The sequence below is a fragment of the Halomonas chromatireducens genome, from assembly GCF_001545155.1.
Lineage (GTDB): Bacteria > Pseudomonadota > Gammaproteobacteria > Pseudomonadales > Halomonadaceae > Halomonas > Halomonas chromatireducens.
The window spans coordinates 1,503,825-1,528,990 of record NZ_CP014226.1; the positions used below are offsets into that span (position 1 = coordinate 1,503,825).

Genomic DNA, 25,166 nt, shown 5'->3' on the forward strand with positions numbered 1-25,166 from the left:
ATGGCGAATATGGAAACATCCGGTTAAGGTGTCGACCATTGCATCATTTGCCTGTGACAAGGCTTCGAAGATCAAGGGGGTCTCGTGGAAGATTACATCCTGTGGTTCGACCAGCTCGGCATGGACGATGTGGAACGGGTCGGCGGCAAGAACGCCTCCCTGGGTGAGATGATCTCAAACCTCTCGGGAGCCGGCGTCACAGTCCCCGGCGGTTTCGCCACCACCGCCCACGCCTATCGCGAGTTCCTGGCCCATGAGGGGCTCAACGAGCGCATTAATCAGGCTCTGAACCGGCTTGACGTCGACGACGTCACCGAGCTGTCGCGGGTGGGTGCCGAGATTCGCCAGTGGGTCATCGATACGCCGCTGCCCCCTACCTTCGAGGAACACCTGCGCACCGCCTACGACTATCAGGCCCCCCTGCGCGATCTGCGCTTCGTAATGGACGAGATGCTGGAATTCCCCGCTCACTACGCTCGCCTGCCGGGCGGTGAGGAAGCCTCTCCCGATGTGGTAGCCGCTATCCTCGAGGAGGGCGCACGCTTCGCNCAGGTGGTGTTGCGCGAGAGCAGATCCACTTCGCCGGACTGCAGCGCGGTGAAGCGCTCGACGGCATTGCCCACTTCGACGATATTGGCTTCCGCCACTCCCGCCACAGCCAGGGTGAAGGCCTGCTCGCCGTTATGGCGTATGACATGCCCCGGCACTTCAACCGGCTGCCGGTAGACGTTGGCGATATCGACCAGGGATATCTGCTCTGTGGTACCGGGCCGGCCAATGCGAATCGCCTCGATATTGGCCACGCTATCCACGCCGGCCCGGGCGACAATACGAACATGACCATCACCGATATGCATCGAGCCCGCGTCGGTGACCCGGTTCTCGGTCTGAATGGTGTTGATGACGTGATCGACCGGAATCCCCAGTGTGGTCAGGCGCTCGTTGGGAATCTCGATGTAGATCGTCTCTTCCCTTTCACCAGCGGTAGTGACCCTCGCCACATTGGGCACGGTCAGCACCTCGCGCTGAAGAAGGCGTGAGATATCCCGGATCTCGTCGTGAGAGTAGCCCTCCGCGGTCACTGCATAGAAGATGCCATAGACCTCACCGAAGTCATCGTTGACCCGCGAGGCCGAGGCCCCCTCCGGCAATGTGGCCTGGGCATCGTTGACCTTGCGCCGCAACTCATCCCAGATCTGCGGCAGCTCATGGCTACGATAGGTCGAGGCCACCTCCACCTCGATCTCGGACCGCCCCGGCATCGACAGTGACTCGATCACGTCGATCTGCTGTAGCTCCTGGATCGCCATCTCCAGGCGCTCGGTGACCTCCTCCTCGACTTCCTGGGCAGTCGCGCCGGGGTACGGGGTAGTGATGATGGCATTGGGGATGGTGAACGAAGGGTCTTCGAGCTTACCCAGGCTATTGAAGCCCCAGATGCCTCCCAGCAGGCAAATGGCGACGATCAGCCATGTATATAGCGGCCTCTCGATCGATGTCCTGGCGATATCCATATCCTGCTCCCGGTCAAAGCGACTCTTCCATCGGTCGTACGCGCTCCCCCTCCTGCAGCAGGTGAGCACCCGCCGCAACGATGCGCTCCCCCGGCTGCAAGCCAGCCACTACCGGCACCGTCTCACCATGCACCTCACCCACCAGAACGCTACGCGGCTCGACCCGCCGATCGTCATCCCGGTAGATCCAGACCCGGAAATTGCCTTCACTGTCCTTGTCCAGAGCGGCAAGCGGAACCATCAACGCACCATGCTCGACGGCATCGGTCAGCGCCACCGTAACGGCTACCGTCATGCCCGGGAATGCAGGTACCGCGTCGTGATCGACGATGGCGAAGTCGACCTCGTAGGTCTGGGCAACCTCGTCGGGCTCCGTGACATGCTCGCGGTACGCCAGGCGAAATCGCTCATCGGGACGGGAAAGCAGTTCGCCCTCTACCTCGAAGCGCTCGGGATCGACCACGTAATGCATGAGCGACTCGGGCACATTAAACCGAACCCGCAGTTCGGTCACATCCTGCACACGCAAGATGGCGGTATTGGGCTGGACATTGCTGTGGTTCTCGATCAGGCGCCTTGTTACAAGCGCATCGAACGGGGCATTGATGGTTGTGTAGGAGAGATCCTGCCGTGCGCTGTCGCGCTGCACGGCGGCAAGCTCATAGGTAGTACGTATCTCATCGAAAGCGGATTGGGAGATGGACTGATTCTCGAGCAGTTGCCGGGTTCTCTCCATTTCCCTACTGGCCAGTTGATATTCCGACTCTGCACGCCTTGCCGCCAGCTCATAATCGGCAGGATCAAGACGCGCGATCAACTCTCCCTCGGGTATCACCTCGCCCTGGGTCGCAGGCAATTCAATCAGTTGCCCGCCCACACGAAACGACAGGTCCACCGTCCGCAGTGCCTCGACCCGGCCAACGAAACGTCGGCTTGGCAGATGGGTGTCTCCACTGACCTCGACAAGCTTGACGACGCGCGGGGCACGTTCCTCATCCCCCGGGGTGGATCGTTCTCCGCAGCCCACTAGCAGCAGTGTCACCAAGATCATTAACGCCGGCTTCATGTTTCCACCTCCCTGTAGTACCCCCGCCCTGCCTTACCGGCGCCCCGGCCTGTCGATATGCGCCCCAGCGGCAGACTAGACAACACAACATAGTTTAGAAAGTGGCCCTCCACGATCAGGGTAGCGCCTGGCACGGCACATTCAAACACACGTTTGATATTCGAGTCACGTTCATGAAGTGTGCCGGCCGTAAATCAAAAAAGCCCGGTGCAGACGCACCGGGCTTGGCTGTAGCATCAGGCGTTGAGGACGCCTAGCGGCAAGGCACCACTTTGCGCAGGGTGTCCTTGGCCCAAAGCACCTGGCCATCGGGCGTCTTGCCGTGCTCGTTCCAGCGTTCGGTAATCTCGACGCAGAAGGAGCCGGCATTTTCCGTACGCACGTCCGGATTGGATGGGCGGTCACCGCCGATTCTCAAGAGATCGGGGTTGTCTGTTGTGTAACGTGGAGCAATGGTGGTGTTACTGGCACAACCGGTGACGAAGAGAGCCACCAGCAGAATGGGCAAACAGCGGCGCAGCGGCATGTTCACAAACCCTCGGAAGTTACGATGATCGCTCCGGCAGATATTGCCGGTAGCGCTAAATAGCATCGCTTTCTCACTGCAGTCAATCTTTTTCGAACAGCGTTCGCAGGTATTGAGCTCACCCTGGCGACCCTCGCTAAGAAGGCCGTGTCCTGCCCATGGGTCGCATAGTCCGCCAAAGCTTCTACGCTAGTAAAGGTTCCCTTGGCTGTATCCACACCGCCATACGCTTGTCATGCGCGGCATTGACAGTGGAGGGTCCCCATACCGCTAACAAGGAAGCGAGCGAGACATACCATGAACAAGAAACCCCTGGCCCCGCTGGGCAGTCTTACTGCTCTACTCCTCTGCCTGATGCTTACGCTGACAGCCTACGCCGACAACCCCAATGCCCCCGAATGGGACGATGACCTTGTCGCAGCTGCCAAGAACGTGACGCTTGGTCCGCGCCCACTTTTCCTGGTCAATGACATGAGTGAAGAGACAAGCCGCGAACGGGAGCTAAAGTCGAGACTGATGCGCTGCGCTGCAGAAACCACCGACTGGCAGCCTTCCGAACTGACCATTGCCCATCGTGGCGCCCCCCTCAAGTTTCCCGAGCACACCCTGGAATCCTATCTAGCCGGCGCCCAGGGCGGCGCCGGCATTATCGAGTGCGACGTCACCTTTACCGCCGACCACGAGCTGGTCTGTCGCCATGGCCAATGCGACCTGCACTACACCACCAATATCGTCGAGACCGATCTCGTCGAGAAGTGCAGCGTTCCTCCCGAGTTCGACCCGGACAGCGGCGAGTTGACCAATGCCGCCGATATCCAGTGCTGCACCAGCGATATCACCCTGGCCGAATTCCGCACTCTTCAGGGCACCATGGAAGGCGCCAACCGGGAGGCTACCAGCATCGAGGAGTATCTTGACGGCAACCCCCGCTGGCGCTCGGATCTCTACGCCACCCGCGGCACCCTGATGAGCCACGCCGATACCATTGCGCTGTTCAAGGACCTGGGCGTGAAGATGACGCCGGAGCTCAAGGAGCCCAGCGTGGAGATGCCCTTCAAGGGCTTTTCTCAGGAAGACTATGCCCAGAAGATGATCGATGAGTACAAGGAGGCCGAGGTCCCCGCCAGTGACGTCTATGCCCAATCCTTCCTGCTCGACGATGTGCTGTACTGGCTTGAGAATGAACCCGAATTCGGCGCACAGGCCTACTACCTGGACGGGCGCTACAACGACGACGACTTCGACCACGCGGACCCGGACAGCTGGTCGCCCAACATGGAAGAGCTCGTCGAGATGGGCGTACACACCATCGCCCCGCCGACCTGGATGCTACTGGCTTCGAACCCCGACTTCGGAGAAGACGATAGCCGGATCGTCCCTTCGGTCTATACCGAGCGTGCCAAGGAAGTGGGCCTCGAGCTGATGACCTGGACCCTGGAACGCTCTGGCCCCCTGGCAGCAGGCGGCCAGTGGTACCACAACACCACCGAGGATGTCATACGCCGCGAAGGCGACAAGCTGATCACTCTGGACGTGCTGGTTCAGGATGTGGGCATTAATGCCATCTTCACTGACTGGCCCGCCACAGTGGCGTTTTACGATAACTGCATGCGGCGTGACGACTGAGTGGCGCAACACCAGGGGCCGCACCGTAGCGGCCCCTGGGGCTCTGCATGCCAGATGTCGCCAACTGCCTAGCCGTTAATTGAACCAACGGACTGCAACCAGCCTGATTGACAAGGCATCGCAGTTTGAAACCAACCGACGGCGGCCTATTTCAAATGGCAGAATCCACACCCTCCCAACCCCCGGATCAGCAGTACTCTCCGAAGCCCAATATTCTCGAGCGCCGTGCAGCGGATTATCTGAAAAAACAGTACCCCAGGGTCCGCTATCCAACACAGGATTGCAGTAATGAAGAGCGGGCCGCGCTCAAGCGGGCAAACAGCCGAGCGATAACCTGGGCGGCTGTAGCGGGAGTCCTCTCGGGGGGCATCATCGGCGGCATGGAGTGGTTCATGCGCCAGGGCATGCTCGATGGCATGGAAGACATGACCCTGATGGAGCAACTACCCTACTGGGCCGGCTTCTCCGTGGTCGCGGGCATAGTCAGCCTGGTGGAAATACTATTCCTCTACTGGAACGCCTTGCGTGGCGTCGCCAAGACCAGCCAAGTCGCCGGCATCCCGCTACAGGACAGCGAACACGCACGACTGCTGCTGAGTGGCATGTCACGCGTGGCGCTAGAGCTTCCCAGCCCCAGGCACTGTATCTACGGCATCGACCCCTACGCCCAGATGGGCCGGTGGAAGCTGGCTGCCATCTCCGTCATGTACCGGATGAAGGTTGGGGTCAGCAGTTTCATCCTGCGCGTACTGCTGAGGCGTGTCTTCGGCCGCATGGCAATGCGCGGGTTGCTACCGCTGGCTACCGGGCCGCTCTATGCCATCTGGAACGCCATCATCACCTGGCGCATCATGCGCAAGGCCAAGGTCCAGGCACTCGGGCCCTATACCATAGAAACCTTGATGCACCGCCTTGAAACCGACCTCGATCAGCTAGGCGATACCGCGAGAGAAGTAATCCTACAAGGCATGGGCGAAATGATCATGCGCAACCAGGATGCCCACCCCAATCACATCTATCTCCTCTCCCGACTGCTTGATGCCTTCGACGTCAGCGACAGGCAACTGGACATCGACTGGCCCAGCCATCAACGCCAACTCGGCAGGCTCAACGAGGTAGAGACACGCTGGGTTCTCGAGACTATGACCATCGCCACGGTGCTAAGCGGTAAATGGCGAGGCAGGCCCCGGCGCTTCTTGCAGGAAGTCCACGAGGCCAGCGGGGCTACGTTCGACGAAGAACGGATTAAGACAAGGCGCAAGCAAATGCTGGAGGGACGAAATGATTCCTAGGCTGCACTAGTGCGAGCTAGGGGCCAGCCAGAAGGCAACACCGCCAACGAACAGTGGCGCGGTCAGTGTCAGAACAACCCCAGCTGTTGGTCGACCAGGCTGGAGAAATCATCGCCAATGAAAGGCAGGATGGCATCGGCTACCGGCTGCAGCTGCCGGCTCAGGTAGTGATGGTAGTCAATAGGTGATCGCCGTGTTTCCAGTGGCTCAGGACCCGCCATGGTCATCACATAGCGGATCCAGCCGCCGTTCTGGTATTGCCTGGGCCGGCCCAGCTGCTGATTGTATTCGTCGGCCAGCCGCGCCGCACGCACATGGGGCGGCACGTTGCGACGATAGTCGTCGAGCCTGCGTCGCAGCCGCTTGCGATAGACCAACCGCTCATCGAACTCACCGGCCAGCGTGCGCCGAACGTAGTCCCTCACGAACTCGCGGTGCGGCTGGAGGGTGAAAACCAGACGATACAGTTCCTGCTGGAAGACCTTGGCCAGTGGAGACCAGTCCGCGCGCACTGCCTCGAGACCCTTGAAGACGATGCTCTCGTCGCCATCCTCTCCGCGCACCAGTCCGGCATAGCGCTTCTTGCTGCCCTGTTCGGCACCGCGGATGGTGGGCATGAGGAAGCGGCAGTAGTGGGTTTCGAACTGCAATTCCAGTCTACTTTCCAGAGCCAGGGTCGATGCCAGGTGTTCGTTCCACCAGCGATTGACGCTCGCAGCGAGATCACGCCCGATGGCGCCGGCCTCCGCCTCGCTTCTTTGGCCGCCGAGCGAGACGAAGGTCGAGTCGGTGTCACCGTAGATAACGGTATATCCCTTCTCTTCGATGAGCTCCCGCGTCCGATGCATGATGGCGTGGCCGCGCAGGGTAATCGACGAGGCGAGCCGTGGATCGAAGAAACGACAACCCCGGGAACCCAATACACCATAGAAGGCGTTCATGATGATCTTCAACGCCTGGGACAGGGGCGCGTTGCAGTCGCGCTTGGCCGCCTCTCGGCCCTGCCACACCCGCTCGACGATACCGGGCAGGGCGTGCTGTGTGCGTGAAAAACGGGCCCCTCGGAAGCCGGGTACGCTATCCTCCTCCGGCTCACCAAGGCCCTCCACCAGCCCTACCGGGTCGATCAGGAAGGTGCGGATGATCGAGGGATATAGGCTCTTGAAATCCAGTACCAGCACCGAGTCGTAGAGCCCGGGCCGTGAGTCCATCACGAAACCGCCGGGGCTCTCCTCGCTCACTCCCACGCCATGGCGTGGCGCAAGATTGGGGGCGACGTAGCCAAGCCGATGCATGCGCGGCAGGTAGAGGTGCGAGAATGCCGCCACCGAGCCGCCGCTCCGGTCGGCGGGCAGGCCGGTAACGGCGGCCCGCTCGAGCAGGAAATCGATCAGCTCGGTCTTGGCAAAGATGCGCGTGACCAGCTCGCAATCCTTGAGGTTATAACGGGCAAGCCGGGGCTTGTCCTCGGCGAACATGCGGTTGATCTCATCCATGCGCTGGTAGGGGCTGTCGATGGCCTTGCCCTCGCCCAACAGCTCCTGGGCAACATGCTCCAGGCTGAACGAAGCGAAACGCCATGTTGCCTGGCGCAGCATCTCGATACCGTCGATGATCAGCCGCCCAGCGGCCGAGGCGAAAAAGTGGTTGGCGTTGCTACCGTGGGCGCGCCACTCCATGGGCTCGCCGCCACGGCCCAGCAACAGCGGCACGCCGAGCTGCTCAGCATGGCGCTGCAGGATTCGCAGATCGAACTGCACCAGGTTCCAGCCAATGATCGCATCCGGGTCGTGCCGTGCGATCCATTCATTCAATCGGACTAGCAGCGCCTTGCGGTCATCACAGTAGAGTAGGGAAAAGTCCCGGGACTCGGGCGCATCGCCCGACTCAGCCTGCCCCCCATTCGCCGGCCCCAGCATGAAGACCTGGCGCTGACCGCAGCCCTCAAGGGCAATGGAGTAGAGATCACCCCGCTCGCTGGTCTCGATGTCCAAGGACGCCAGCCTGAGCCGTGGCCGGTACTCAGGCGCCGGCTTGAGCTGGGTCTTGATCAATGCACTCCGGGAAGTCTCTTGGTCCGCGAACCATACTGGAGCGGTGATATAGCGCTCCATCAAGTAGCGCTCAGGTGGACGAACATCCGCCTCGAAGACATCGATACCGGCCTCGCGCAGCCGTTTCTCCAGGTTCATCAGCTGTCGATACTGGCGGCAGTAGAGCCCCAGCACCGGGCGCTGCTGGAAATCACGCAGCTTGAGCGGGCGCAGCTCGACGTCCCGTTCGCCATGCAGCAGGACTTCCGCCTGAACGCGCTGCTCGACGGGAATGAAGGCCACCGAAGGCTGCGCCGGGAGACGCACATGGCACGGGCCAGCATCGGTCGCCAGCCAGAAGGTAACTTCGGTACCTGCGTGTGTATCCCGCCAATGGCGGGTCAACACGAAACCCTGCTGTCGCTCCACCGTTACCTCTCACCCGCCTAAACCTGGGTGGAATGTTACTCGGTGACGGGGGGAATGTCGTCGCTGACGCCAACAAGCCGGATCTCCACTCCGTCGCAGCGACAGTTCACCAGGGTTGCCCAATCAGTTGATCGAAAGAAATCGGCCAGGACGCGGCACAGAAAAGAACGCTGTTGGAGGTAGCTTCAGTTCGCGACCGCGGTGTCACCTAACCGTGCCGCTGGATACCAACAGCAGCGTTGCGACACAATTGAAAAAATAACGGCCATTGCTTCCACCACCTAGTGCTTTCTGAATTCTGTCACTTCCGTTTCTCCAGCACATCTCTTCAGGAAAAATCGGGAAGCTGCCGCCTCGCTCTCTGTAAGGGACGAAAGCCTTATCGATCACGTGGCCCTTCATACCAAGTATAAATGATGCAGTAAATCGCCATACGCGTCCCTTGTTTCAACGCTGCCAACAAGTGCTGATTCGTAGTAGAGGCCAAACCGAATCGAAGAAACTGTCGCGGTGCTTGACCTGACCAGATATTTCCTTTTTCATGGTTTATTTACCGAATACCGTAAAACTCAGGCTCACATATACGCCGTAGCCCAGTAGAAGTAAACCGCCCTCAAATCTGCTAAGCCGCCTCCCAGTGTAGAGAAAAAACAACAGAATCACCGACGTTCCCAGCATGACCCACTGATCGAATTGCAGGATTCGCTGATGAACAGGAAGCGGCTGCAGCAACGCGGAAAATCCGAGGATCCCCAGTAGATTAAAAATATTACTCCCCAGGATATTCCCAATCGCAACATCGGCATGCCTCCGGAGTGCCGCGATTACTGATATCGATAATTCTGGCAAAGACGTGCCAACCGCTACAAGGGTTAGACCAATTACGGCCTCTGAGACTCCGAAGGATTCGGCTATTCCTATGGCTCCCTGTAACAGTACTTGTGAACCTGCGATCAAAAGCACCAAACCCAGCACGACCGTCATGACTATCCATAGCGTTGTTTTCGGGAGAGAGGTAACTTCCTTCCCTTCAGCTCTGTGTAACTCTGCGGAAGGCACTTCACCGGAGCGCTCAGTTAAATAAGCCAAGGTCAGATAAGCGGCGAGCGCCAAAATTAATATGGCAGCGTCAGACCTTTCCAGTGCATCTCCACCGACAAGAACAAGAAATAAAATGCTAGCCGCGACAACAGTGACCCCATCACGCCGCAATACAAGTGGCTTGACAGCAAGAGGCGTTATCAAGGCGCACAAGCCTAGAATCAGCAATATATTTCCGATATTACTCCCCACAACGTTACCGATTGCGATGTCTGGCCGATCACTCAAAGCTGCTTCGATTGAGACAACAAATTCTGGAGCAGACGTGCCGAAACCTACAATCAGCAACCCGCTGAGCAAAGGTGAAATTCCCAGCCGATTTGCAGCAGCCAGAGACCCTCTGATAAGCGCCTCACCGCCACCTGTTAGTAGCAAAACCCCGATCGCGACGAGTAGTAAGTTCAACAAAATATTGAGATTCCGGTTGCGTACTTCATGAAAAATTTCCGTCAGGTTGGACTGCCTAACACGTAATGAGCATGCCTGGTGCCTTTGCAAATCCGCCAAGAGCCCATCACAAGATACTCAGGGAAAACACCAGAGATAAGCATTATTCTGTTATCGGGACAAGAAAAATACTCTGACTTCCTCGGCAGGTAGCGGTTTGGCAAACCGGTAACCTTGCCCCGCATTGCATGCCATGGTCTTCAGCAGCTCTTCTTGTTCCACGGTCTCGATTCCCTCCGCCAGTACATCGAGGCCCAGACTGTGACCCATGTGAATGATGGCCTGTGTGATGGCATGACTCTCTCGCCCCTCCGTGAGACCGGCGGTGAACGACTGGTCGATCTTGAGCCGATGTAGCGGAAACTGTTTCAAGTAACTCAGGCTGGAGTAACCGGTACCGAAATCATCAATCGCCAGCTTGATGCCTAGGGCGTGCAGTCGACTGAGTTTATCTAGCACGATCTCCATAGTCTGCATGACCATGCTTTCAGTCAATTCCAGTTCCAGGCGGTCTGCGGTCAGGCCAGTGCGTTTCAATACGGCCTCCACCACGTTGACGAAGTCAGGCTGTTGGAACTGATTCGCTGAGACATTGACCGCGATGGTGCCGAGTTCAAATCCCTCGTCGATCCAGCGGGCGTGCTGATGACATGCCTCTTCCAGGACCCAGGTGCCGATAGGCACGATCTGGCCGCTCTCCTCTGCGATGGGGATGAACTTCCCGGGAGACACCAGGCCATGGGTGGGGTGCCGCCATCGGACCAGGGCTTCGAGTCCGATGATGCCGCCGGTCGTCAAGTCGAGCTGTGGCTGATATTCGAGGTAGAGCTGGTGGTTCTCGATCGCCCGGCGGAGATCCCCTTCCAGCATGAGATGCTCCATAGTCTTGGCATGCATATCTGCGGCGTAGAACTGGTAGCAGTTACGCCCCTGCTCCTTGGCAACATACATGGCGGCATCGGCATTGCGCAGCAGGGTCTCTGCTTCCTGGCCATCGGCCGGGTAACAGGCGATGCCGATGCTGGCGGAGAGCACCACCTCGGAGCCCTCAACCTGGAAAGGGGGTACGAACGTACCCAGCACTTTCTGTGCGACGTGTTTGGCTTCCTCATCGTTGCGCAGTTCTGGCACCACTATTAGGAACTCATCTCCACCCTGGCGACTGATGGTATCCATGGCTCGCATGACACCACGCAACCGCTTGGCGATCTCCATGAGAATCTGGTCGCCGAAGGCATGGCCGTAGACGTCATTGATGTTCTTGAAACGGTCCACGTCGAGGAACAGCAAGGCCAGGTGCTGGCCGTGCCGCTGGGCATCCGAAAAAGCCATATTCAGGCGGTCGGTAAGCAGGATGCGGTTCGGCAGGTCAGTCAGCGCATCGTGAAGGGCCATGTGGGTAAGCCGCTCATCGGCCATCCGCCGCTCAATCGCCGAACTCAGAGTATTGGCAAGGCTCTCCAAGAAGCGGATGTCGTCGGAAGAAAAACGATGCGACTCTCGGGCGTAAGCGCCGAGAACACCTAGAGGGCCCTCGATCCCCTTTACCACCACGTTGACTCCGCTCACGATACCGTGCTGGATCAGCAGCGGCGAGGGTGAAAAGCGCGTCTCGTCACGGAAGTTCTCGATGACCAACGGTTCCTGCGATTCAAAGACGTGTTTAGCCTGAGAGTCGATCGAACTGTCGCGATAGGTCTTGCGACCGATCCAATCCGCGGACCATCCGCTCCCAGCCACTAAGGTGCAAGTATTGCTGGAATCGTCGCAGAGCAGCACTTTGGTGTAACCCACGCCCAGGCCCTCGGCTATCAGCGTGGCCGCCTCCCGGAAGACCGTCTCTATGTCTTTTGTGGACAGCGCCAAACGCCCGAAGTCGGCTACCAGCAGTTGCTGGTGGGCGCGTGTCATTAAGGCACGTTCGGCGCGCTTCTCCTCGCTGATGTCCTGGATCGTGCCGAAGAGGCCGTTGACACGGCCTTGTGAATCCTTGCTCGGCACAGCCATGACCTTTACATGAACCTCCATACCAGTTGAGTGATTCACGAGGAGTTCCAATTCCTCGGGTTCTCCTGAGGCGATGGCAAGTTCGACTTTCTCGATGAGTACGCGATGGCTAGAAAGGGCGTAAAGCTTGGCATGCTCTTCAAGACTGCGTGGCGGTCCCAGTGTCGGATCCCGACCAAGAATCTCGTAAACCTGTCTGGACCAGTTGATGGACTGCGTTGCGATATCGTATTCCCAGTCGCCAATCCTGCCGATACGCTGCGCCTCAGTGAGCCGTTCCTCGGTGCGCTTGAGTTCATGTATGTCGGTACAGGTACCGAACCACTTCACAATCTGGCCGGCGCTGTCACGCAAAGGCAGGGCACGTCCGAGCATCCAGCGATAGGCGCCGTCGGCGCGACGCAGCCGATACTCGATCTCGTAGGGGTTCCCCATAGTGATCGCCTCCTGCCATCGCCTGGCGGCACGCGGCCGATCATCCGGATGAAATGCCGGATTCCAGCCGTGACCGAGGCTCTCTTCTAGCGTCAGCCCGGTGAAATCAAACCAGCTCTGGTTGTACTGCAGGTGCCAGCCGTCTGGTCGTGTCACCCAAACAATCTGGGGCATCGACTCGATCAGGGTGCGAAATTCGGCCTCGCTGTCTCGCAGGGCAACCTCGACGCGAAGTCGGTCGGTGATGTCATGGGCCAACACCAGTTCGGCGGGCTGGCCGCTGTAGCGAAGAAGGTGAGAGTAGATCTCGACGTCAATCTGTCGGCCGTCTTTGGTGATGTGTTTCCAGATCCCCGCGCTGTCCAGCGCTTGGACACTTTCGGCTACCTGCTCGACGTTGGCGAGCAAACGGGGAATGTCCTCCGGCGGGCGGATATCCTTGATGGTCATTCGCATGAACTCGTCACGGCTGTAGCCGTATTGGCTCAACATGGCGTCATTGACCGCCAGGAAGGCCAGCGTATCCAGGCTGTAGACACACATCGGATGAGGATTGGCCTCGAACAGCTCACGGTGACGGGCTTCGCTCACGCGAAGTTGTTGGGCGTGGTTTTCAAGTCGCTTCCTGACATCGGCGATTTCACGAATGGACGCAGGCGGAGCTGGCAACTTGGGATCCGCCAAGAAGGCTACCTGGCGACGAATACGACGCGCCGCCCAATGGCCACCGATCACACCGCTTAATGTTGCCATGAAGATCAGTAGCGCTAGGGTAACAGCGAGCTTCTGGCTTGGGACATCGAGGGCCGACTGAGGAACTGACACCGTGATGTGCCATGGAGATAGCTCGGACGAAACGCGAAAGGTCTCAGCCGTTTGCTGCGGACTTGCAGCGTCACCTGCCAGAGCACCGCGATGTGCCAAATGCGCCCCGCGGCTGTCTGTCAGGGTCAATGTCCACGCGTCGGGGAGAACCAGTGAGTCGAGTCGCTGCTGAAGCTGCTTGGCTTCCAGGGTGCTGAGTATCAAGTGGGTGACCTGACTTTCCCGCATTCCGGGCACCACGATGGCGACCAGGGTCTCATTGGCGACCGGCCCCATGAAGCTGTCGCCGACAGCGGGCTGTCCAGTGGCTAGAGCCTGGGGCGCAGCTGCGCTTCCGTCTGGGCGGGGAAGTGGCGGAAGGTCCGTCCCGTATGGCACGCGAGTATTGAAGCGCATCCGCATGGGATCTCCCACACCGGAAAACACCACATGGTTTCCGTAGCTTTGCTGGAAGCCTTGAGCTTCGGCGTAGAGCTGCTGCCACTGCATGGGGTCATCCGCCAGCGGTGAAACAGCTAGCATCGACAAAGCGCGAATGCGCGCATCCAAGTAGTGATCGATAGAATTGCTTGTGTTGTGAGCTAGCTGCTGAGCTTCCTCACGTATTTCCTGGCCGCGGCCTTGAACGCTGTGAAATGCCCACCAGGCGGACAACATGACAAGGGGCAGGATACTTAAAAAGATCAGGCCAGTAAGATACGTTGCCAGCGGACGTTGTGTCATCTTGATGGATATTCCCTGGATGCTGCGCCAAATAAATTGGTAACGGGTAAGGTCGGCTAGGAAAACGTCGATGGTGCTTGTAGGCAGGTAGAGAGCCTAGGATGGCATCCAGACGTTCATTTGCACACGGCGTCACGTAGCTGGCAAGCACAGAGAAATCCGGCAAAGTCGTTGACTATACCAGAGAACTCTGAAAGCAGCGTGATCAGGCGAAAATAATCCGAAATTCTTATATTGGCTGTCTCAAGCTCCAAGCGCAACGCTATTGAAGGGTGCTCGGACCACCAGTGACCGACTTCTTGAGCACCTCGGCGTAGACTTCCAGCGGTGTTCACCAGTTCAGCGTCATGCGCGGTCGTGTATTCAGTGAGACGGCAATGTCATCAGTTCTTCCTGCCTGTAGACCGACAGGCCCGTGCTCTTCGGCAGATACTGCCGCAACAAGCCATAGGCGTTCTCGTTGGATCCCCGCTGCCATGGGCTATGCAGTTCAGCGAAATAGTGAAAGGAGGGAGTCATGGGATAGAGCAGTGCGGAGAAATTCCGGCCCATGCAGGGATGGGCCGGAAAAGCACTAATCCGCTAATCAACACCTTATGGGCGCCTTTCGGCAGTCCCTGGCGTTGCCACTCCCTCCAGGCTAGACCGATCGCTCCTAGCTCGCTGGCCCAGCACGCTGAATGAGCCATCGGTTTCCAGAACGATAGCCTCGATCTCGCTGATATCAGCCACTCCGGCTGCCCGGGCAGCTGCACGCAACTCCTCCCGGGTCACGCGAGCCTTCACCAAGGCGTTCGCCAGATAGTCGCCGCGGAAGAAAAGTAGCGCCGGCTCACCGGTCACCAGTCGCCGTACCCAGCGCCAGCGTACGCTGGTCCAGGTCACGAGGTACTGCATGCCAACGAGAAGCGCGAAAGCCAACACTCCCTGCGCCAGGGTGACGTCCTTGCTGAGCATGACGGTGGCGAGCACCGAGCCCAGTGCCACTGTCACGACCAGGTCAAAGGCATTCATTTTCGATAGGGTACGACGTCCGGATATGCGTAGCAGGCTCACCAGGCTGGCATAACCCAGAACGCCCAGTACCGCCGTGCGTAGCAGGGCATCAGGAGCGTCGAAGAAGATCGGATCCAAGCGAGCCTCCTTGGCAGCGAGTCCAGTGTCAGCCTAGTGCAGGACGGCCAGTCGTGTGCGATCCATTTGCCGATCCCACCGACCGGGTGCAGTCATGTTCCAACAGGGCTACAATCGGGGACTGTTTTTCCTGGAAATATCAGAGCCGATATGTCGAACAACGCAAGCGCCCCGCGCAAGATCCTGGTCACCAGTGCCCTGCCCTACGCCAACGGCTCGATTCACCTTGGCCACCTGCTGGAGTACATCCAGACGGACATCTGGGTACGCTTTCAGAAAAGCCGTGGCCACGAGTGCCATTATGTGTGCGCCGACGATGCCCATGGCACCGCAATCATGCTGCGTGCCGAGCAGGAAGGCATCACCTCCGAGGCACTGATCGAAAGGGTCTCCCGCGAACACCAGCAGGACTTTGCCCGCTTCGGCGTGGCGTTCGACAATTATCACTCGACCCATTCCGACGAGAACCGCTATTTCAGTGAGCTGATCTACACTCGCCTGCGCGACAAGGGGCATATCGCCACCCGCGATATCGAGCAGATGTACGATCCGGTCAAGGGATTGTTCCTGGCCGATCGCTTCATCAAGGGCACCTGTCCCAAATGCGGCGCCGAGGACCAGTACGGCGACAACTGCGAGGTCTGCAGTGCCACCTACACCCCCGCTGAACTGATCAATCCGGTGTCGGCAATCTCCGGCGCCACTCCGGAAGTTCGCAGTTCTACCCACTACTTCTTCAAGCTGCCGGACTTCGCCGACTTCCTCAAGCGCTGGACCCGCAGCGACCATGTCCAGACCCAGATCGGTAACAAGCTGCAGGAGTGGTTCGAGTCCGGCCTCAACGAGTGGGATATCTCCCGCGATGCCCCCTATTTCGGCTTCGAGATTCCCGATGCACCGGGCAAGTACTTCTATGTCTGGCTCGATGCCCCGATCGGATATCTCGCCAGCTTCAAGAACCTGTGCGACCGCGAAGGCATCGACTTCGACGCCTACTGGAAGAAGGACAGCAAGGCCGAGGTCTACCACTTTATCGGCAAGGATATCGTCTACTTTCATGCGCTGTTCTGGCCCGCCATGCTCCACGGCTCCGACTTCCGCACGCCCACGGCAGTGAACTGCCACGGCTTCGTCACCGTCAACGGTGCCAAGATGTCGAAGTCGCGCGGCACCTTCATCAAGGCTGCCACCTATGCAGAGCAGCTCAACCCCGAGTACCTGCGCTACTACTTTGCCGCCAAGTTGACCTCGCGGGTCGACGACCTCGACCTGAACCTCGAGGACTTCGCCGCTCGCGTCAACGCGGACCTGGTGGGCAAGGTGGTCAGCATTAATGTCGATGACGCCCCGGAAATCGCCGCCGAACAGGGCGTTCGTGGCGTTCCCACCGTCATGCTGTTCAAGTCGGGCTCCAAGGTCGCCTCGCTGGTCGGTGCCCAATCCAAGTCACAGCTGGCACAGTTCATCGATCAGAACGCCTGACTCCAGGCGGAGCCCCGTTCCCCTTCGCCCCGGCCTGGCCGGGGCGAATCGTGTCCGGCTCAGACAACGTCGGTCAGATNTTTTCGACAGCGTTCTGCACCGCACGACCCACCAGCTCCGAGGTGCCGGGGTGGGCGGAGTGGCCCTTGACGATCACCGGGCAGCCGGCGGCCAGCGCCGAGGCGGTATCGCCACCGGCTACGCTGAAAGCCAGCGGGAAGTTGCTGGCGCCGAACACGGCAACGGGGCCCAGCGGAATGTGGCGCTGGCGCAGGTCGGCGCGGGGCATCGGCTCACGATCCGGCATGGCCGGGTCGAGGCGCACGTCGAGCCACTCGCCGGCGCGTACCACGCTGGCGAACAGGCGCAGCTGGCCGCAGGTGCGTCCACGCTCGCCCTCGAGTCGTGCCCGGGGCAGGCCTGACTCGGCCATGGCGCGCTCGATCAGCTCGTCACCGATGGCCTCGATCTCGGCGGCGATGGTTTCCAGGAACGTGGCGCGCTGTTCAAGAGTGGTCTCGCGGTAGGCGCCGAAGGCCGCCTCGGCCAGTTCGCAGGCGCGCTCGACCTCGGCCTTGCTTCCGCCGACGTAGGTGGGCGAAAGCCGCTCGCCGCTGGCGGGATTGACGGCATGGATGGGCTTGGAACTGCCGCTGACGGCCTCGCGGCCGATGAGCATCTTGCCTTCCAGGGTCATAAGTAACTCCATATTGTCAGAGCGATTTGGCTTCGATGGCTGGGTGTTACGTCTCGAAGCACATTGAAATGACTCAATTGCCGCGTACGGCGGTGATATCGGGCAGCCAGGTGACGATGCCGGGGAAGGCGATCAGCATCACCAGCACAACCAGCAGCGCTGCGTAATACGGCAGCATGGCCTTGACCAGCGCTTCCATCGATACCTTGCCCACCCCGCAGCCCACATAGAGGCAGGTGCCTACCGGCGGCGTCAGCAGCCCGATGCCGAGAATGAAGGCCATCAGCACCCCGAAGTAGGCGGGATCGACGCCCACCGTGGTGACGATCGGCGTCAGCATCGGCGCCATGATCACCATGGCCGGGGTCAGGTCCATCACGAAGCCTACCAGCAGCAGCAGCGCGGCCACGATCATCAGCAGCCAGAACGGGTCCTGGGTGATCGCCTGCACCTGGCGCACCAGGGTCTGGGGCACCATGTTGATGGTCAGGAACCAGGCGATCACCGTGGCGAAGGCCAGCAGCAGCAGGACCATGCCGGTCAGCCGGGCGGTGCGGATCAGCATGCCCCACAGGTCGCGCAGGCGGATTTCACGATAGAAGACCAGCGAGATGAACAGCGAGTAGAGCAGTGCGGCCACGGCCGCTTCGGTGGCGGTGAACACCCCGCCGATGATGCCGCCGATCACGATCACCGGCAGCACCAGGGCCAGCCAGGCGGCCTTGAAGGCCTGCCACAGCAGGTCGAGGCGGAACTTGCGGGTCTGCCCGGCGCCGCCGAAGCTGGCCATGATGAAGGTGGTGACCATCAGCCCGAAGCCGATCAGCAGGCCCGGCACGATGCCGGCGATGAACAGGCGGCTGATCGACGTCTCGGTGACGATGCCGAACAGGATCAGCGGAATTGATGGCGGAATGATGATGCCGATGACGGAGGAGACCGTGTTGATGGCAGTGGCCTGGGGAGCGGAGTAGCCCTGCTGCTTCATCGACGGGATCATCATCGCGCCGGTGGCGGCGGTGTCCGCCACCGCCGAGCCGCTGATGCCGCCGAAGAACATCGAGCCGGTGATCGCCACCTGCCCCAGGCCGCCGCGCACGAAGCCGACCAGCGCGCCGGCCAGCTCCATCAGCCGCCGGGCGATGCCGCCGGTGCTCATCACTTCACCCACCAGGATGAAAAACGGTATCGCCAGCAGCGGGAAGTTGTTGACCCCGCGCACCGACTGTTCGATCAGGATCGACAGGGGGATGTCGGACATCACCGCCAGCACCACCGCGGCCACGCCGAGGCCGAAGGCGATCGGCAGCCCCAGGGCGATGGAGGCGAACAGGATGCCAAGAAAGATCCACAGCATGCGTTACGTCTCCTGGCCGGTGCGAATCAGGGTGAGACTGCGCCAGGCGCGCCAGATGGCCACGGCGCCGATGAAGGCCGCGCAGAGCACCAGCGACACATTGATCAGGTTCCAGGGCACGCCGAGGATGGCGGTACGCCCGGTGGAACGCGAGATCACGACATAGCCACCCCAGATCAGCACGCCCATCAGGGCGATGATGATCAGGTGCTGAATCAGGTAAAGAACGTGTGCGGCACGCGGCTTGAGCTTGCGTACCAGGTAATCCACGGCGATGTGCTCGTAGCGGGCGAAGGCCGCCGCGGCGCCGATGAAGATCAGCCAGATGAACAGCATGCGGGCCAGCTCATCGGCCCAGGGCAGCGAGCGGTTGAACAGCGCGCGGCCGATGACATTGGCCGATACCGAGACGATCAGCGCCACCAGGATGGTGGCGATCAGATGCTCCATGAGCACCGTCAGCCAGCGGAACAGGGCCGGCCCCTTGCGTGCCTCGAAGTCGAGCTCCAGCGCCTTGCGGTTGGGGTCGTCGAGGTACTCGGCGGGATCGGGTGGCGGGGTGGATGAGATCATGCAGTACTCCGGTGGCAAAGCAAGGGACACAGTTGCCCCCTGCTTTGCCCATCAGTCCAGGGAAGGAATCACTCGTTGCCGGCGGCGTTGGCAATTTCCTGAATGCTGGCAATCAGGTCTTCACCGATACGCGGCGCCCACTCGTCGTAGACGGGCTGTACCGCTTCCTGGAAGGCGGCGATCTGGTCGTCGTCGAGGCGGGTGATCTGCATGCCGCGCTCCTCGAGCTGATCCCGCGACCAATCGTCGTATTCGGCAGCCAGCTGGATTTCATACTCGGCCGACTTGCGGGCTGCGTCCTGCACCAGCTCCTGATACTCCGGCGCCAGGCGATCCCAGGTACGCTCGGACATCATCATGATGAAGGGGGTGTAGACGTGGCGTGTCTCGGAGCCGTAGTCCTGCACCTCGTGGAAATTGGAGGTCAGGATGGTGCTCCAGGGGTTCTCCTGGCCGTCGACCACGCCCTGTTCCATGGCCGAGAACAGCTCGCCGAAGGCCATCGGCGTGGGGTTGGCGCCGAGCGTCTCCCAGATGGAGAGATGCACCGGGTTTTCCATGGTGCGTACGCTCAGGCCGCGTACGTCCAGGCCGGCCACGTCGTCAGGCGATGCCACCGGGCGTGCGCTGTTGGAGAGCTGACGATAGCCGTTCTCGGAGAAGGTCAGTGCCTTGATGCCGGTGCCCTCGAAGGCGTCGAGCATCTCCTGTGCCACGTCGCTGTTCATGACGGCGATGGCGGCTTCACGGGTAGGCAGCAGGAACGGCAGATCGAACACCGCCAGTTCCGAGACGTAGGTGGTGGCCGGCGACGAGGAGGGATAGGACATGTCCAGGGTGCCGGTCTGGAGCATCTCCATCATCTGCACGTCGTCGCCCAGTTGGCTGTTGGGGAAGATATTGACGGTGATGCGGCCGTCGGTGCGCTGGGCAAGGATGTCGGCGAAGTAGCGGCTGGAGAGGTACTGCGGTGAGGTCTCGGCCAGGCCGATGCCCATGCGGATGGTATGGCTGCCGTGATCGTCGAGCACGGCGCCGTCGATGGCGGGCGGATCGGACAGCTCCGGTGATTGGGCATGCGCCATGCCGAGAGTGAGCGTGGCCGCGCCGGCCAGGGGGAGCGTGCTGCGCCAGTAGCGTGTCATGGCGAATTCTCCAAGGATTGTCGTTGTTGAAATAGGGTCATCGAAGCGTCTTGCAGAGTGCCTGTGCCTGGTCAAGGTGACCCGTCGACCAGGCCAATCGAATGGGAGGTGGCAAACACCTTGTTACCGGTAACATTCGATGCATTGAGGCTAGCCATAGCAACGAAAGGTGTCAACGCTTATAGCGCCAACACCAACTAGACTTTAGTGGCATGCAGGATGGCAAGCGCAGCTCAGGGGGCGTCGAGAAAGACACCCGACTCGTACAGGGCCCTCCCCACGGCTGCCAGCATCTGTTCAGAACGCGCCACGTTGAGAACACCGCGGGTACAGGCCACGATGACAGCCCGCTGCCGCGCACTCTCCTCCCCTTGGCTTGCGATACCGGCATCACAGGTGCGCCGGTGCTGGGTGCCGGTCTTGTGGGCGAACCGTATGTCACGCCCCATTCCCGCCTTGAGTCGTCTTTCCCCGCTACTGGTGCGTGACAGTATCGCCAAGAGTTCCGCCGTGGCTTCGTCCCCCAGCGCCCTGCCCTCTCCCAGCGCAGCAAGTAGGTCGGCGAAGGCATCGAGCCGACCGGCGTTGAGGTCGGTTGCATAGTACGCCTGGAAGGCGTCATCCAACGAAGTGAGCTGCAGCGAATCATGCGCAACGCCCAGCCACCTGGCGAGCCACCGCAGTCGCTGCTCATCGCTTTCCAGCTTGCGCAGCTCGATGAAGTCGAGCCCCGTCAGACCGAAGGCATCGGGATGGAGCTGGCGGTAGACATGGCGGCGAACGTCCACCAGGGTGGTGATTGGTCCCAGTCCGTCAGGGTCTTTCACCAAGGACTGGGCCCGCCGATTGACGCTGTCGAGGCCAAGAAAATCGATCAGCATGTCGCTGGCCGTGTTGTCACTGACCGTCAGCATCGGCTCGAGCAGCTCCCGCAGCGTGAGTTCACTGCCGGGAGCGGCCCAGTTGGTAGGCCCCGCGCCGTCGACGTAATGGCTTTCGTACAGCACCAGGCGATCGTCCAGTGTCGCGCTGCCCGCCTCGACACGAGCCATCAGCTCGATGGCCACCGGTACCTTGACCAGTGACGCCAGGTACCAGGGTTCACGGTCGCGCCAGCCGTAGCGAGCCTCCTGCCCTGCATTGTCCAGTTTCCAGATATGGACACCCAGTTCGCCGTCGAAGCCCGCTTCGAGCAGGGCCAGTCGAGCGTCAAGCCGCTTGGCCCAAGCCGGTACAGTCGCGACACTGGCTTCGAGCCGATCCGTCCAGCCGGCACCGGACGCGGCCCACAGCGGAGCCGCCAGCAGCGAGAAGGCAAACAGCGCAAGCAGCGGCAAGTGCGGCGGAAGAATCCATCGAGACATGGCGGATACCCGTTGCAAGGCGATGAATGAACCCGTCAGACGTACTTGCGGAACCAGCGAGTCAGGCTGATCCAGCCCGCCGTGGCGAGCACCAGCGCCAGGCCAAAGCCCAGCACCTGCGGGTAACTGAACACCTGCCAATACCCCAGCAGGAAGCGAAAGATCAGGAAGATCACGACGATATGGAAAATGAAAGCCATCAGCGCATCTGAGCCGACCACGGTGATCGGTTTCAGCCAGGCTGCCGCCGTGCCTCCTCCCAGCAGGCAGAGCGCGAGGATGACCAGCGCGCCACCCACGCTGAACAGCATGAAGGGCAGCTCCGGAGGGTGCTTGCCGACGTTCCAGGCCACCGCCACCAGCGCCTCGCCGAGCCCGGGCAGCGACACCGCCACGAACCCCATCAGCAGCGCCGCCCCGATGCCCGCCAGCCCCAGTACCAGCCAGCGACGCGCCGCTGGCTGCCAGTAACAGCGCAGCACTGCCTCACCGATAAGCAGCCCCACCATCACCAGCGGTAGCCGCGAGAGCTGGCCCCAGGTGTAGTGATCGGCATCCTCGACCAGTATCGCCTTGAGCGGTTCGATGCCCCAGAAACCGAAGTGGCGCTCGAGCCACCCCGCCAGCAGAGCCACCAGCAGAGGGCTCGCCAGGCGCGACCAGAGTGGCATCCTGCGCCACAGGGGCAGCACCCAGGGGATCCACAGCAGTGCGATGGCATAGAAGCCGAGGATCTCGACCCAGATGGGAAAGCGCTGGTAAAGCAGGGTATCGAGAATGTCCTCCGGGGCGTAGAGCGGCATCATCTCAACGACGGTCAGCACCTTGTACCAGAAGAGCACCTGAAGCCCACGAAGCATCAGCTTCAGGCGCCGTCGCGGCCAGTCGGGGCTATCGCACTTCGGCAGGAAGGCCACGGCCAGGGCGATACCGAAGACGGTGATGAACAGCGAGGAGGAGAACTTCGTCAGCAGGTGGATCGGCACCATTCCCCAGTCGGGGACCTGCCGAATGCCCAGCAAGCCGCTGACGGCATGACTGACGATCATCAGCGCAATGGCAAACCCGCGCGCCAGATCGATCGCCTCGATACGCCCCGGCGATGGCGGCAGTACCGGGCGCTGCGCCAAGATCCCCCTCAATGCCTTCCTTAGCATGAAACGATTTCCTTATCCGCGCTCACTCAGGGGCGCTCAACGGCTCGACATGTTCCAGTGTCAGCCGACGTCCTTCCGTTGCCGAATATTCGAAATGGCCGACAACACGCACTCGCTCATCCAGGTGCGGTGCGATCTCCTCATGGGGGAAGATTTCCACGCGGTTGAGATCCTGATCCTCGACCCAGTAGTGCAAGGGATCTTCAAAACGCCGCACGACACCCTCCGTGGCAACCGTGGCACCATCATGGGCCGCCGGGTTTGCTGCCAGCACGGATAGCGTGACTTCCGCGTTGCCCTCATCCCCTCCACAGGCCGCCAGCAACAGCAAGCAGGCGCCGGCAATTGGCCCGGCGCGCCACGTCACCATGCCTGGGGTTCGTAGACGATGCATGTGGACCTCCTTCGACCGCCGGCAACGCCGACGGCCAAATCGTAACGGATGATAGCCAGTTATCTCAGCGGGGCAGTACCAGCGTCAGGCCCGGCCAGACCAGGTCCGGATTGCGCAACACATGAGCATTGGCTTCATGAATCGCCTCCCAGCGATTGCTGTTGCCATAATAGCGCCCCGCGATACCTGCCAGGGTCTCTCCCCGCCGCACCTCGTATAGCGTATCACCGCGACCACGAGCGACCAGTGCCTGGTCTCGTGCCAATTCCGCAATGAGCTGGTCGATGTTCTCTTCCAGCGCTGCATCGCTGCCGCCGGCCTGAAGCAGCTCACTGCGCGCAGAACGAATCGCCTCAGCCGTGAGACGAGCCGAGTTGACGGCAGAATCGAGATCGAGGTCGCCACCCTCCTCTTGTGGCAGGCGCGCGCGCAGTGCGGTCAGCTCACGCTGGGCCTGGCGCAACTGAGCCCCGCGCTCTTCCAGGCGGGCCGTCAGCTCATCGGCTTGCGCATCCGTGGCCTGCTCGTCGTTAGTCTCGTCATCCGCATCTTCTGTCACCTCGTTCTCTTCAACGGGGGCGTCCGTCGACTCCACCGTTGTTTCGTCGGTCTGCTGGGCCGCTTCGGCATCACCCGCCTCCTCATCCTGCTGAGCGATGGCTGTTCCCGAGAGGGCGAACACCAGCAGGCCGGCGCTCACCAAACGGGTAACCGTCCCGAGTTGTTTCGGCCCCGTCGACGTAAGGAAAAGATCGTTCATAGCGACACCTCTCTGCAACGGTTCTGACAGCATTGTCTTGTTCTTGATCGTCAAACGCCTTCCTGCAAAGGACGATGCCCCGACAGCGCAGGCGTGCAGGCGTTGCTCATGGGTCAAGTATGGACAGCCATGGCTAAAGTTTCTCGTCGAGGCTTCAACGTAAATCAGGTCAGCCTGTTTCAGAAGAGCTGCATTCGCCTTCTTAGGCCTGAAACGAGCACTACACATTTCTTTACGCAAATATCTTGCTATTCTTCCAGTCATAGACAAATATATTTGCAGGCATGCCGCAACAGCATGTCTGCGCCATACAACAACGACAAGAGGAAAAAAATCATGAAACAGTTGCTTACCTGGTCCGCTCTCGGTCTGTCACTGGCCATTGCCTCTGCCGCCACAGCCGACAAGCTCATCGTCGCAACCGACACCGCTTTCGTGCCCTTCGAGTTCATGCAGGATGGCGAATACGTCGGCTTCGACATCGACATGTGGGCCGCCATCGCCGAAGAAAATGGATGGGAGTACGAGCTCCGTCCCATGGACTTCTCGGGCATCATCCCCGCGCTGCAGACCAATCAGGTCGACGTTGCCCTGGCCGGCATCACCATCCGCGAGGACCGAGCCGAGGTCATCGATTTTTCCGACGGCTACTACGACAGCGGTTTCACCCTGATGGTCCCGATCGATAGCGAGATCGAAACCACCGATGACCTGGCCGGCAAGAGAATTGCCCTGCGCATGGGCACCTCTGCCGCCGACTATGCCCAGGAGCACTTCAACGAGACCGAGCTACGCCTGCTGCCCAATATCGACAACGCCTATCTGGAACTGCGCTCGGGCCGCGTCGACGCCGCCATGCACGACACACCCAACGTGCTCTATTACATCGCGACCGCCGGCGATGGCGAGGTCAAGGCCGTCGGCGAGCAGATGATGGCTCATGAGTACGGCATCGGCTTTCCCAAGGGCAGCGAGCTGGTCGAAGACGTGAACGCATCGCTCGCCGCCATGCGTGACGATGGCCGCTACGACGAAATCTATGAAAAGTGGTTCGGTTCCCGTCCGGGTGAGTGAAGCCG

The 25,166-nt window shown here is 60.5% G+C and carries 18 protein-coding genes and 3 pseudogenes; 5 read left to right on the forward strand and 16 right to left on the reverse strand.

Annotation, left to right across the window (positions count from 1 at the left end; all coding sequences use genetic code 11):
* Positions 1-84: 84 nt before the first annotated feature.
* Positions 85-561: pseudogene (locus LOKO_RS19810) on the forward strand (acyl-CoA dehydrogenase N-terminal domain-containing protein); the annotation flags it as partial.
* Here LOKO_RS19810 and LOKO_RS07070 read toward each other — a convergent pair.
* From LOKO_RS07070 to LOKO_RS07080, 3 genes are all read right to left on the reverse strand, one after another.
* On the reverse strand, positions 471-1,514 hold the full coding sequence (locus tag LOKO_RS07070; RefSeq protein ID WP_066446916.1) for an efflux RND transporter permease subunit: 1,044 nt from the start codon (positions 1,512-1,514) through the stop codon (positions 471-473). The pseudogene LOKO_RS19810 and the gene LOKO_RS07070 sit on opposite strands and share 91 nt — an antisense overlap.
* Before the next feature lie 13 nt (positions 1,515-1,527).
* A complete protein-coding gene (locus tag LOKO_RS07075) occupies positions 1,528-2,580 on the reverse strand; it encodes an efflux RND transporter periplasmic adaptor subunit (protein ID WP_066446919.1) in 1,053 nt (350 codons plus the stop codon).
* 253 nt (positions 2,581-2,833) lie between these two features.
* Positions 2,834-3,172: a hypothetical protein gene (locus tag LOKO_RS07080; protein WP_235588961.1), complete on the reverse strand. Its 339-nt coding sequence runs from the start codon at positions 3,170-3,172 to the stop codon at positions 2,834-2,836.
* A gap of 231 nt (positions 3,173-3,403) precedes the next feature.
* On the opposite strand from LOKO_RS07080, the gene LOKO_RS07085 reads away from it, so the two are divergent.
* On the forward strand, positions 3,404-4,732 hold the full coding sequence (locus tag LOKO_RS07085) for a glycerophosphodiester phosphodiesterase family protein (RefSeq protein ID WP_083517477.1): 1,329 nt from the start codon (positions 3,404-3,406) through the stop codon (positions 4,730-4,732).
* A gap of 155 nt (positions 4,733-4,887) precedes the next feature.
* Positions 4,888-6,024 (forward strand): LBF_2804 family protein, encoded by a 1,137-nt coding sequence (locus tag LOKO_RS07090; RefSeq protein WP_144439631.1) that lies wholly within the window; start codon positions 4,888-4,890, stop codon positions 6,022-6,024.
* Between the two features lie 68 nt (positions 6,025-6,092).
* Here the strand turns inward: LOKO_RS07090 and LOKO_RS07095 are convergent, their stop codons facing one another.
* From LOKO_RS07095 to LOKO_RS07110, 5 genes and pseudogenes are all read right to left on the reverse strand, one after another.
* The gene (locus LOKO_RS07095) at positions 6,093-8,486 is read right to left on the reverse strand and encodes a DNA polymerase II (RefSeq protein ID WP_066446925.1); all 2,394 of its coding nucleotides are present in this window, start codon (positions 8,484-8,486) and stop codon (positions 6,093-6,095) included.
* A 546-nt stretch (positions 8,487-9,032) separates the two neighbouring features.
* Complete coding sequence (locus LOKO_RS07100; RefSeq protein WP_066452266.1) at positions 9,033-9,998, reverse strand: calcium/sodium antiporter; 966 nt, start codon at positions 9,996-9,998, stop codon at positions 9,033-9,035.
* Positions 9,999-10,145: 147 nt separating this feature from the next.
* Positions 10,146-14,024, reverse strand: coding sequence for an EAL domain-containing protein (locus tag LOKO_RS07105; RefSeq protein ID WP_083517479.1), 3,879 nt, complete (start codon positions 14,022-14,024; stop codon positions 10,146-10,148).
* 262 nt (positions 14,025-14,286) lie between these two features.
* Positions 14,287-14,525 (reverse strand): annotated as a pseudogene (locus tag LOKO_RS19295) (transposase); the annotation flags it as partial.
* A gap of 93 nt (positions 14,526-14,618) precedes the next feature.
* Positions 14,619-15,158, reverse strand: a complete 540-nt coding sequence (locus LOKO_RS07110; RefSeq protein ID WP_066446931.1) for a DUF421 domain-containing protein — start codon at positions 15,156-15,158, stop codon at positions 14,619-14,621.
* 150 nt (positions 15,159-15,308) lie between these two features.
* Between LOKO_RS07110 and metG the strand changes: the two genes are divergently transcribed.
* Positions 15,309-16,640: a methionine--tRNA ligase gene (gene metG / locus LOKO_RS07115; RefSeq protein WP_158509931.1), complete on the forward strand. Its 1,332-nt coding sequence runs from the start codon at positions 15,309-15,311 to the stop codon at positions 16,638-16,640.
* Positions 16,641-16,722: 82 nt separating this feature from the next.
* Here the strand turns inward: metG and LOKO_RS07120 are convergent.
* The 8 genes and pseudogenes from LOKO_RS07120 to LOKO_RS07155 form a co-directional block, all read right to left on the reverse strand.
* Positions 16,723-17,337, reverse strand: a pseudogene (locus LOKO_RS07120) (aldehyde dehydrogenase family protein); the annotation flags it as partial.
* A 73-nt stretch (positions 17,338-17,410) separates the two neighbouring features.
* Positions 17,411-18,694, reverse strand: coding sequence for a TRAP transporter large permease (locus LOKO_RS07125; RefSeq protein WP_066446942.1), 1,284 nt, complete (start codon positions 18,692-18,694; stop codon positions 17,411-17,413).
* Positions 18,695-18,697: 3 nt separating this feature from the next.
* The gene (locus LOKO_RS07130) at positions 18,698-19,267 is read right to left on the reverse strand and encodes a TRAP transporter small permease (RefSeq protein WP_066446950.1); all 570 of its coding nucleotides are present in this window, start codon (positions 19,265-19,267) and stop codon (positions 18,698-18,700) included.
* A 68-nt stretch (positions 19,268-19,335) separates the two neighbouring features.
* On the reverse strand, positions 19,336-20,412 hold the full coding sequence (locus LOKO_RS07135; RefSeq protein WP_066446951.1) for a TRAP transporter substrate-binding protein: 1,077 nt from the start codon (positions 20,410-20,412) through the stop codon (positions 19,336-19,338).
* 233 nt (positions 20,413-20,645) lie between these two features.
* The gene (locus LOKO_RS07140) at positions 20,646-21,776 is read right to left on the reverse strand and encodes a serine hydrolase (RefSeq protein ID WP_083517480.1); all 1,131 of its coding nucleotides are present in this window, start codon (positions 21,774-21,776) and stop codon (positions 20,646-20,648) included.
* A 35-nt stretch (positions 21,777-21,811) separates the two neighbouring features.
* Positions 21,812-22,933, reverse strand: coding sequence for an acyltransferase family protein (locus LOKO_RS07145; RefSeq protein WP_066446956.1), 1,122 nt, complete (start codon positions 22,931-22,933; stop codon positions 21,812-21,814).
* A 22-nt stretch (positions 22,934-22,955) separates the two neighbouring features.
* Positions 22,956-23,327 carry a hypothetical protein gene (locus LOKO_RS07150; protein ID WP_201025367.1) on the reverse strand — a complete coding sequence of 124 codons (372 nt, stop codon included), beginning with the start codon at positions 23,325-23,327 and terminating at the stop codon, positions 22,956-22,958.
* 64 nt (positions 23,328-23,391) lie between these two features.
* Positions 23,392-24,087 carry a LysM peptidoglycan-binding domain-containing protein gene (locus LOKO_RS07155; RefSeq protein WP_158509932.1) on the reverse strand — a complete coding sequence of 232 codons (696 nt, stop codon included), beginning with the start codon at positions 24,085-24,087 and terminating at the stop codon, positions 23,392-23,394.
* Between the two features lie 336 nt (positions 24,088-24,423).
* Here LOKO_RS07155 and glnH point away from each other — a divergent pair, with 336 nt between their 5' ends.
* Complete coding sequence (glnH, locus tag LOKO_RS07160; RefSeq protein ID WP_066446965.1) at positions 24,424-25,161, forward strand: glutamine ABC transporter substrate-binding protein GlnH; 738 nt, start codon at positions 24,424-24,426, stop codon at positions 25,159-25,161.
* Positions 25,162-25,166: the final 5 nt, after the last annotated feature.

Coding starts and splice junctions, on each gene's coding strand:
- metG (WP_158509931.1), top strand. CDS start 15,309: ATGTCGAACAACGCAAGCGCCCCGCGCAAGATCCTGGTCACCAGTGCC.
- LOKO_RS07140 (WP_083517480.1), bottom strand. CDS start 21,776: ATGTCTCGATGGATTCTTCCGCCGCACTTGCCGCTGCTTGCGCTGTTT.
- LOKO_RS07125 (WP_066446942.1), bottom strand. CDS start 18,694: ATGCTGTGGATCTTTCTTGGCATCCTGTTCGCCTCCATCGCCCTGGGG.
- LOKO_RS07090 (WP_144439631.1), top strand. CDS start 4,888: ATGGCAGAATCCACACCCTCCCAACCCCCGGATCAGCAGTACTCTCCG.
- LOKO_RS07080 (WP_235588961.1), bottom strand. CDS start 3,172: ATGCTATTTAGCGCTACCGGCAATATCTGCCGGAGCGATCATCGTAAC.
- LOKO_RS07130 (WP_066446950.1), bottom strand. CDS start 19,267: ATGATCTCATCCACCCCGCCACCCGATCCCGCCGAGTACCTCGACGAC.
- LOKO_RS07105 (WP_083517479.1), bottom strand. CDS start 14,024: ATGACACAACGTCCGCTGGCAACGTATCTTACTGGCCTGATCTTTTTA.
- LOKO_RS07150 (WP_201025367.1), bottom strand. CDS start 23,327: ATGCATCGTCTACGAACCCCAGGCATGGTGACGTGGCGCGCCGGGCCA.
- glnH (WP_066446965.1), top strand. CDS start 24,424: ATGAAACAGTTGCTTACCTGGTCCGCTCTCGGTCTGTCACTGGCCATT.
- LOKO_RS07085 (WP_083517477.1), top strand. CDS start 3,404: ATGAACAAGAAACCCCTGGCCCCGCTGGGCAGTCTTACTGCTCTACTC.
- LOKO_RS07135 (WP_066446951.1), bottom strand. CDS start 20,412: ATGACACGCTACTGGCGCAGCACGCTCCCCCTGGCCGGCGCGGCCACG.
- LOKO_RS07145 (WP_066446956.1), bottom strand. CDS start 22,933: ATGCTAAGGAAGGCATTGAGGGGGATCTTGGCGCAGCGCCCGGTACTG.
- LOKO_RS07075 (WP_066446919.1), bottom strand. CDS start 2,580: ATGAAGCCGGCGTTAATGATCTTGGTGACACTGCTGCTAGTGGGCTGC.
- LOKO_RS07155 (WP_158509932.1), bottom strand. CDS start 24,087: ATGAACGATCTTTTCCTTACGTCGACGGGGCCGAAACAACTCGGGACG.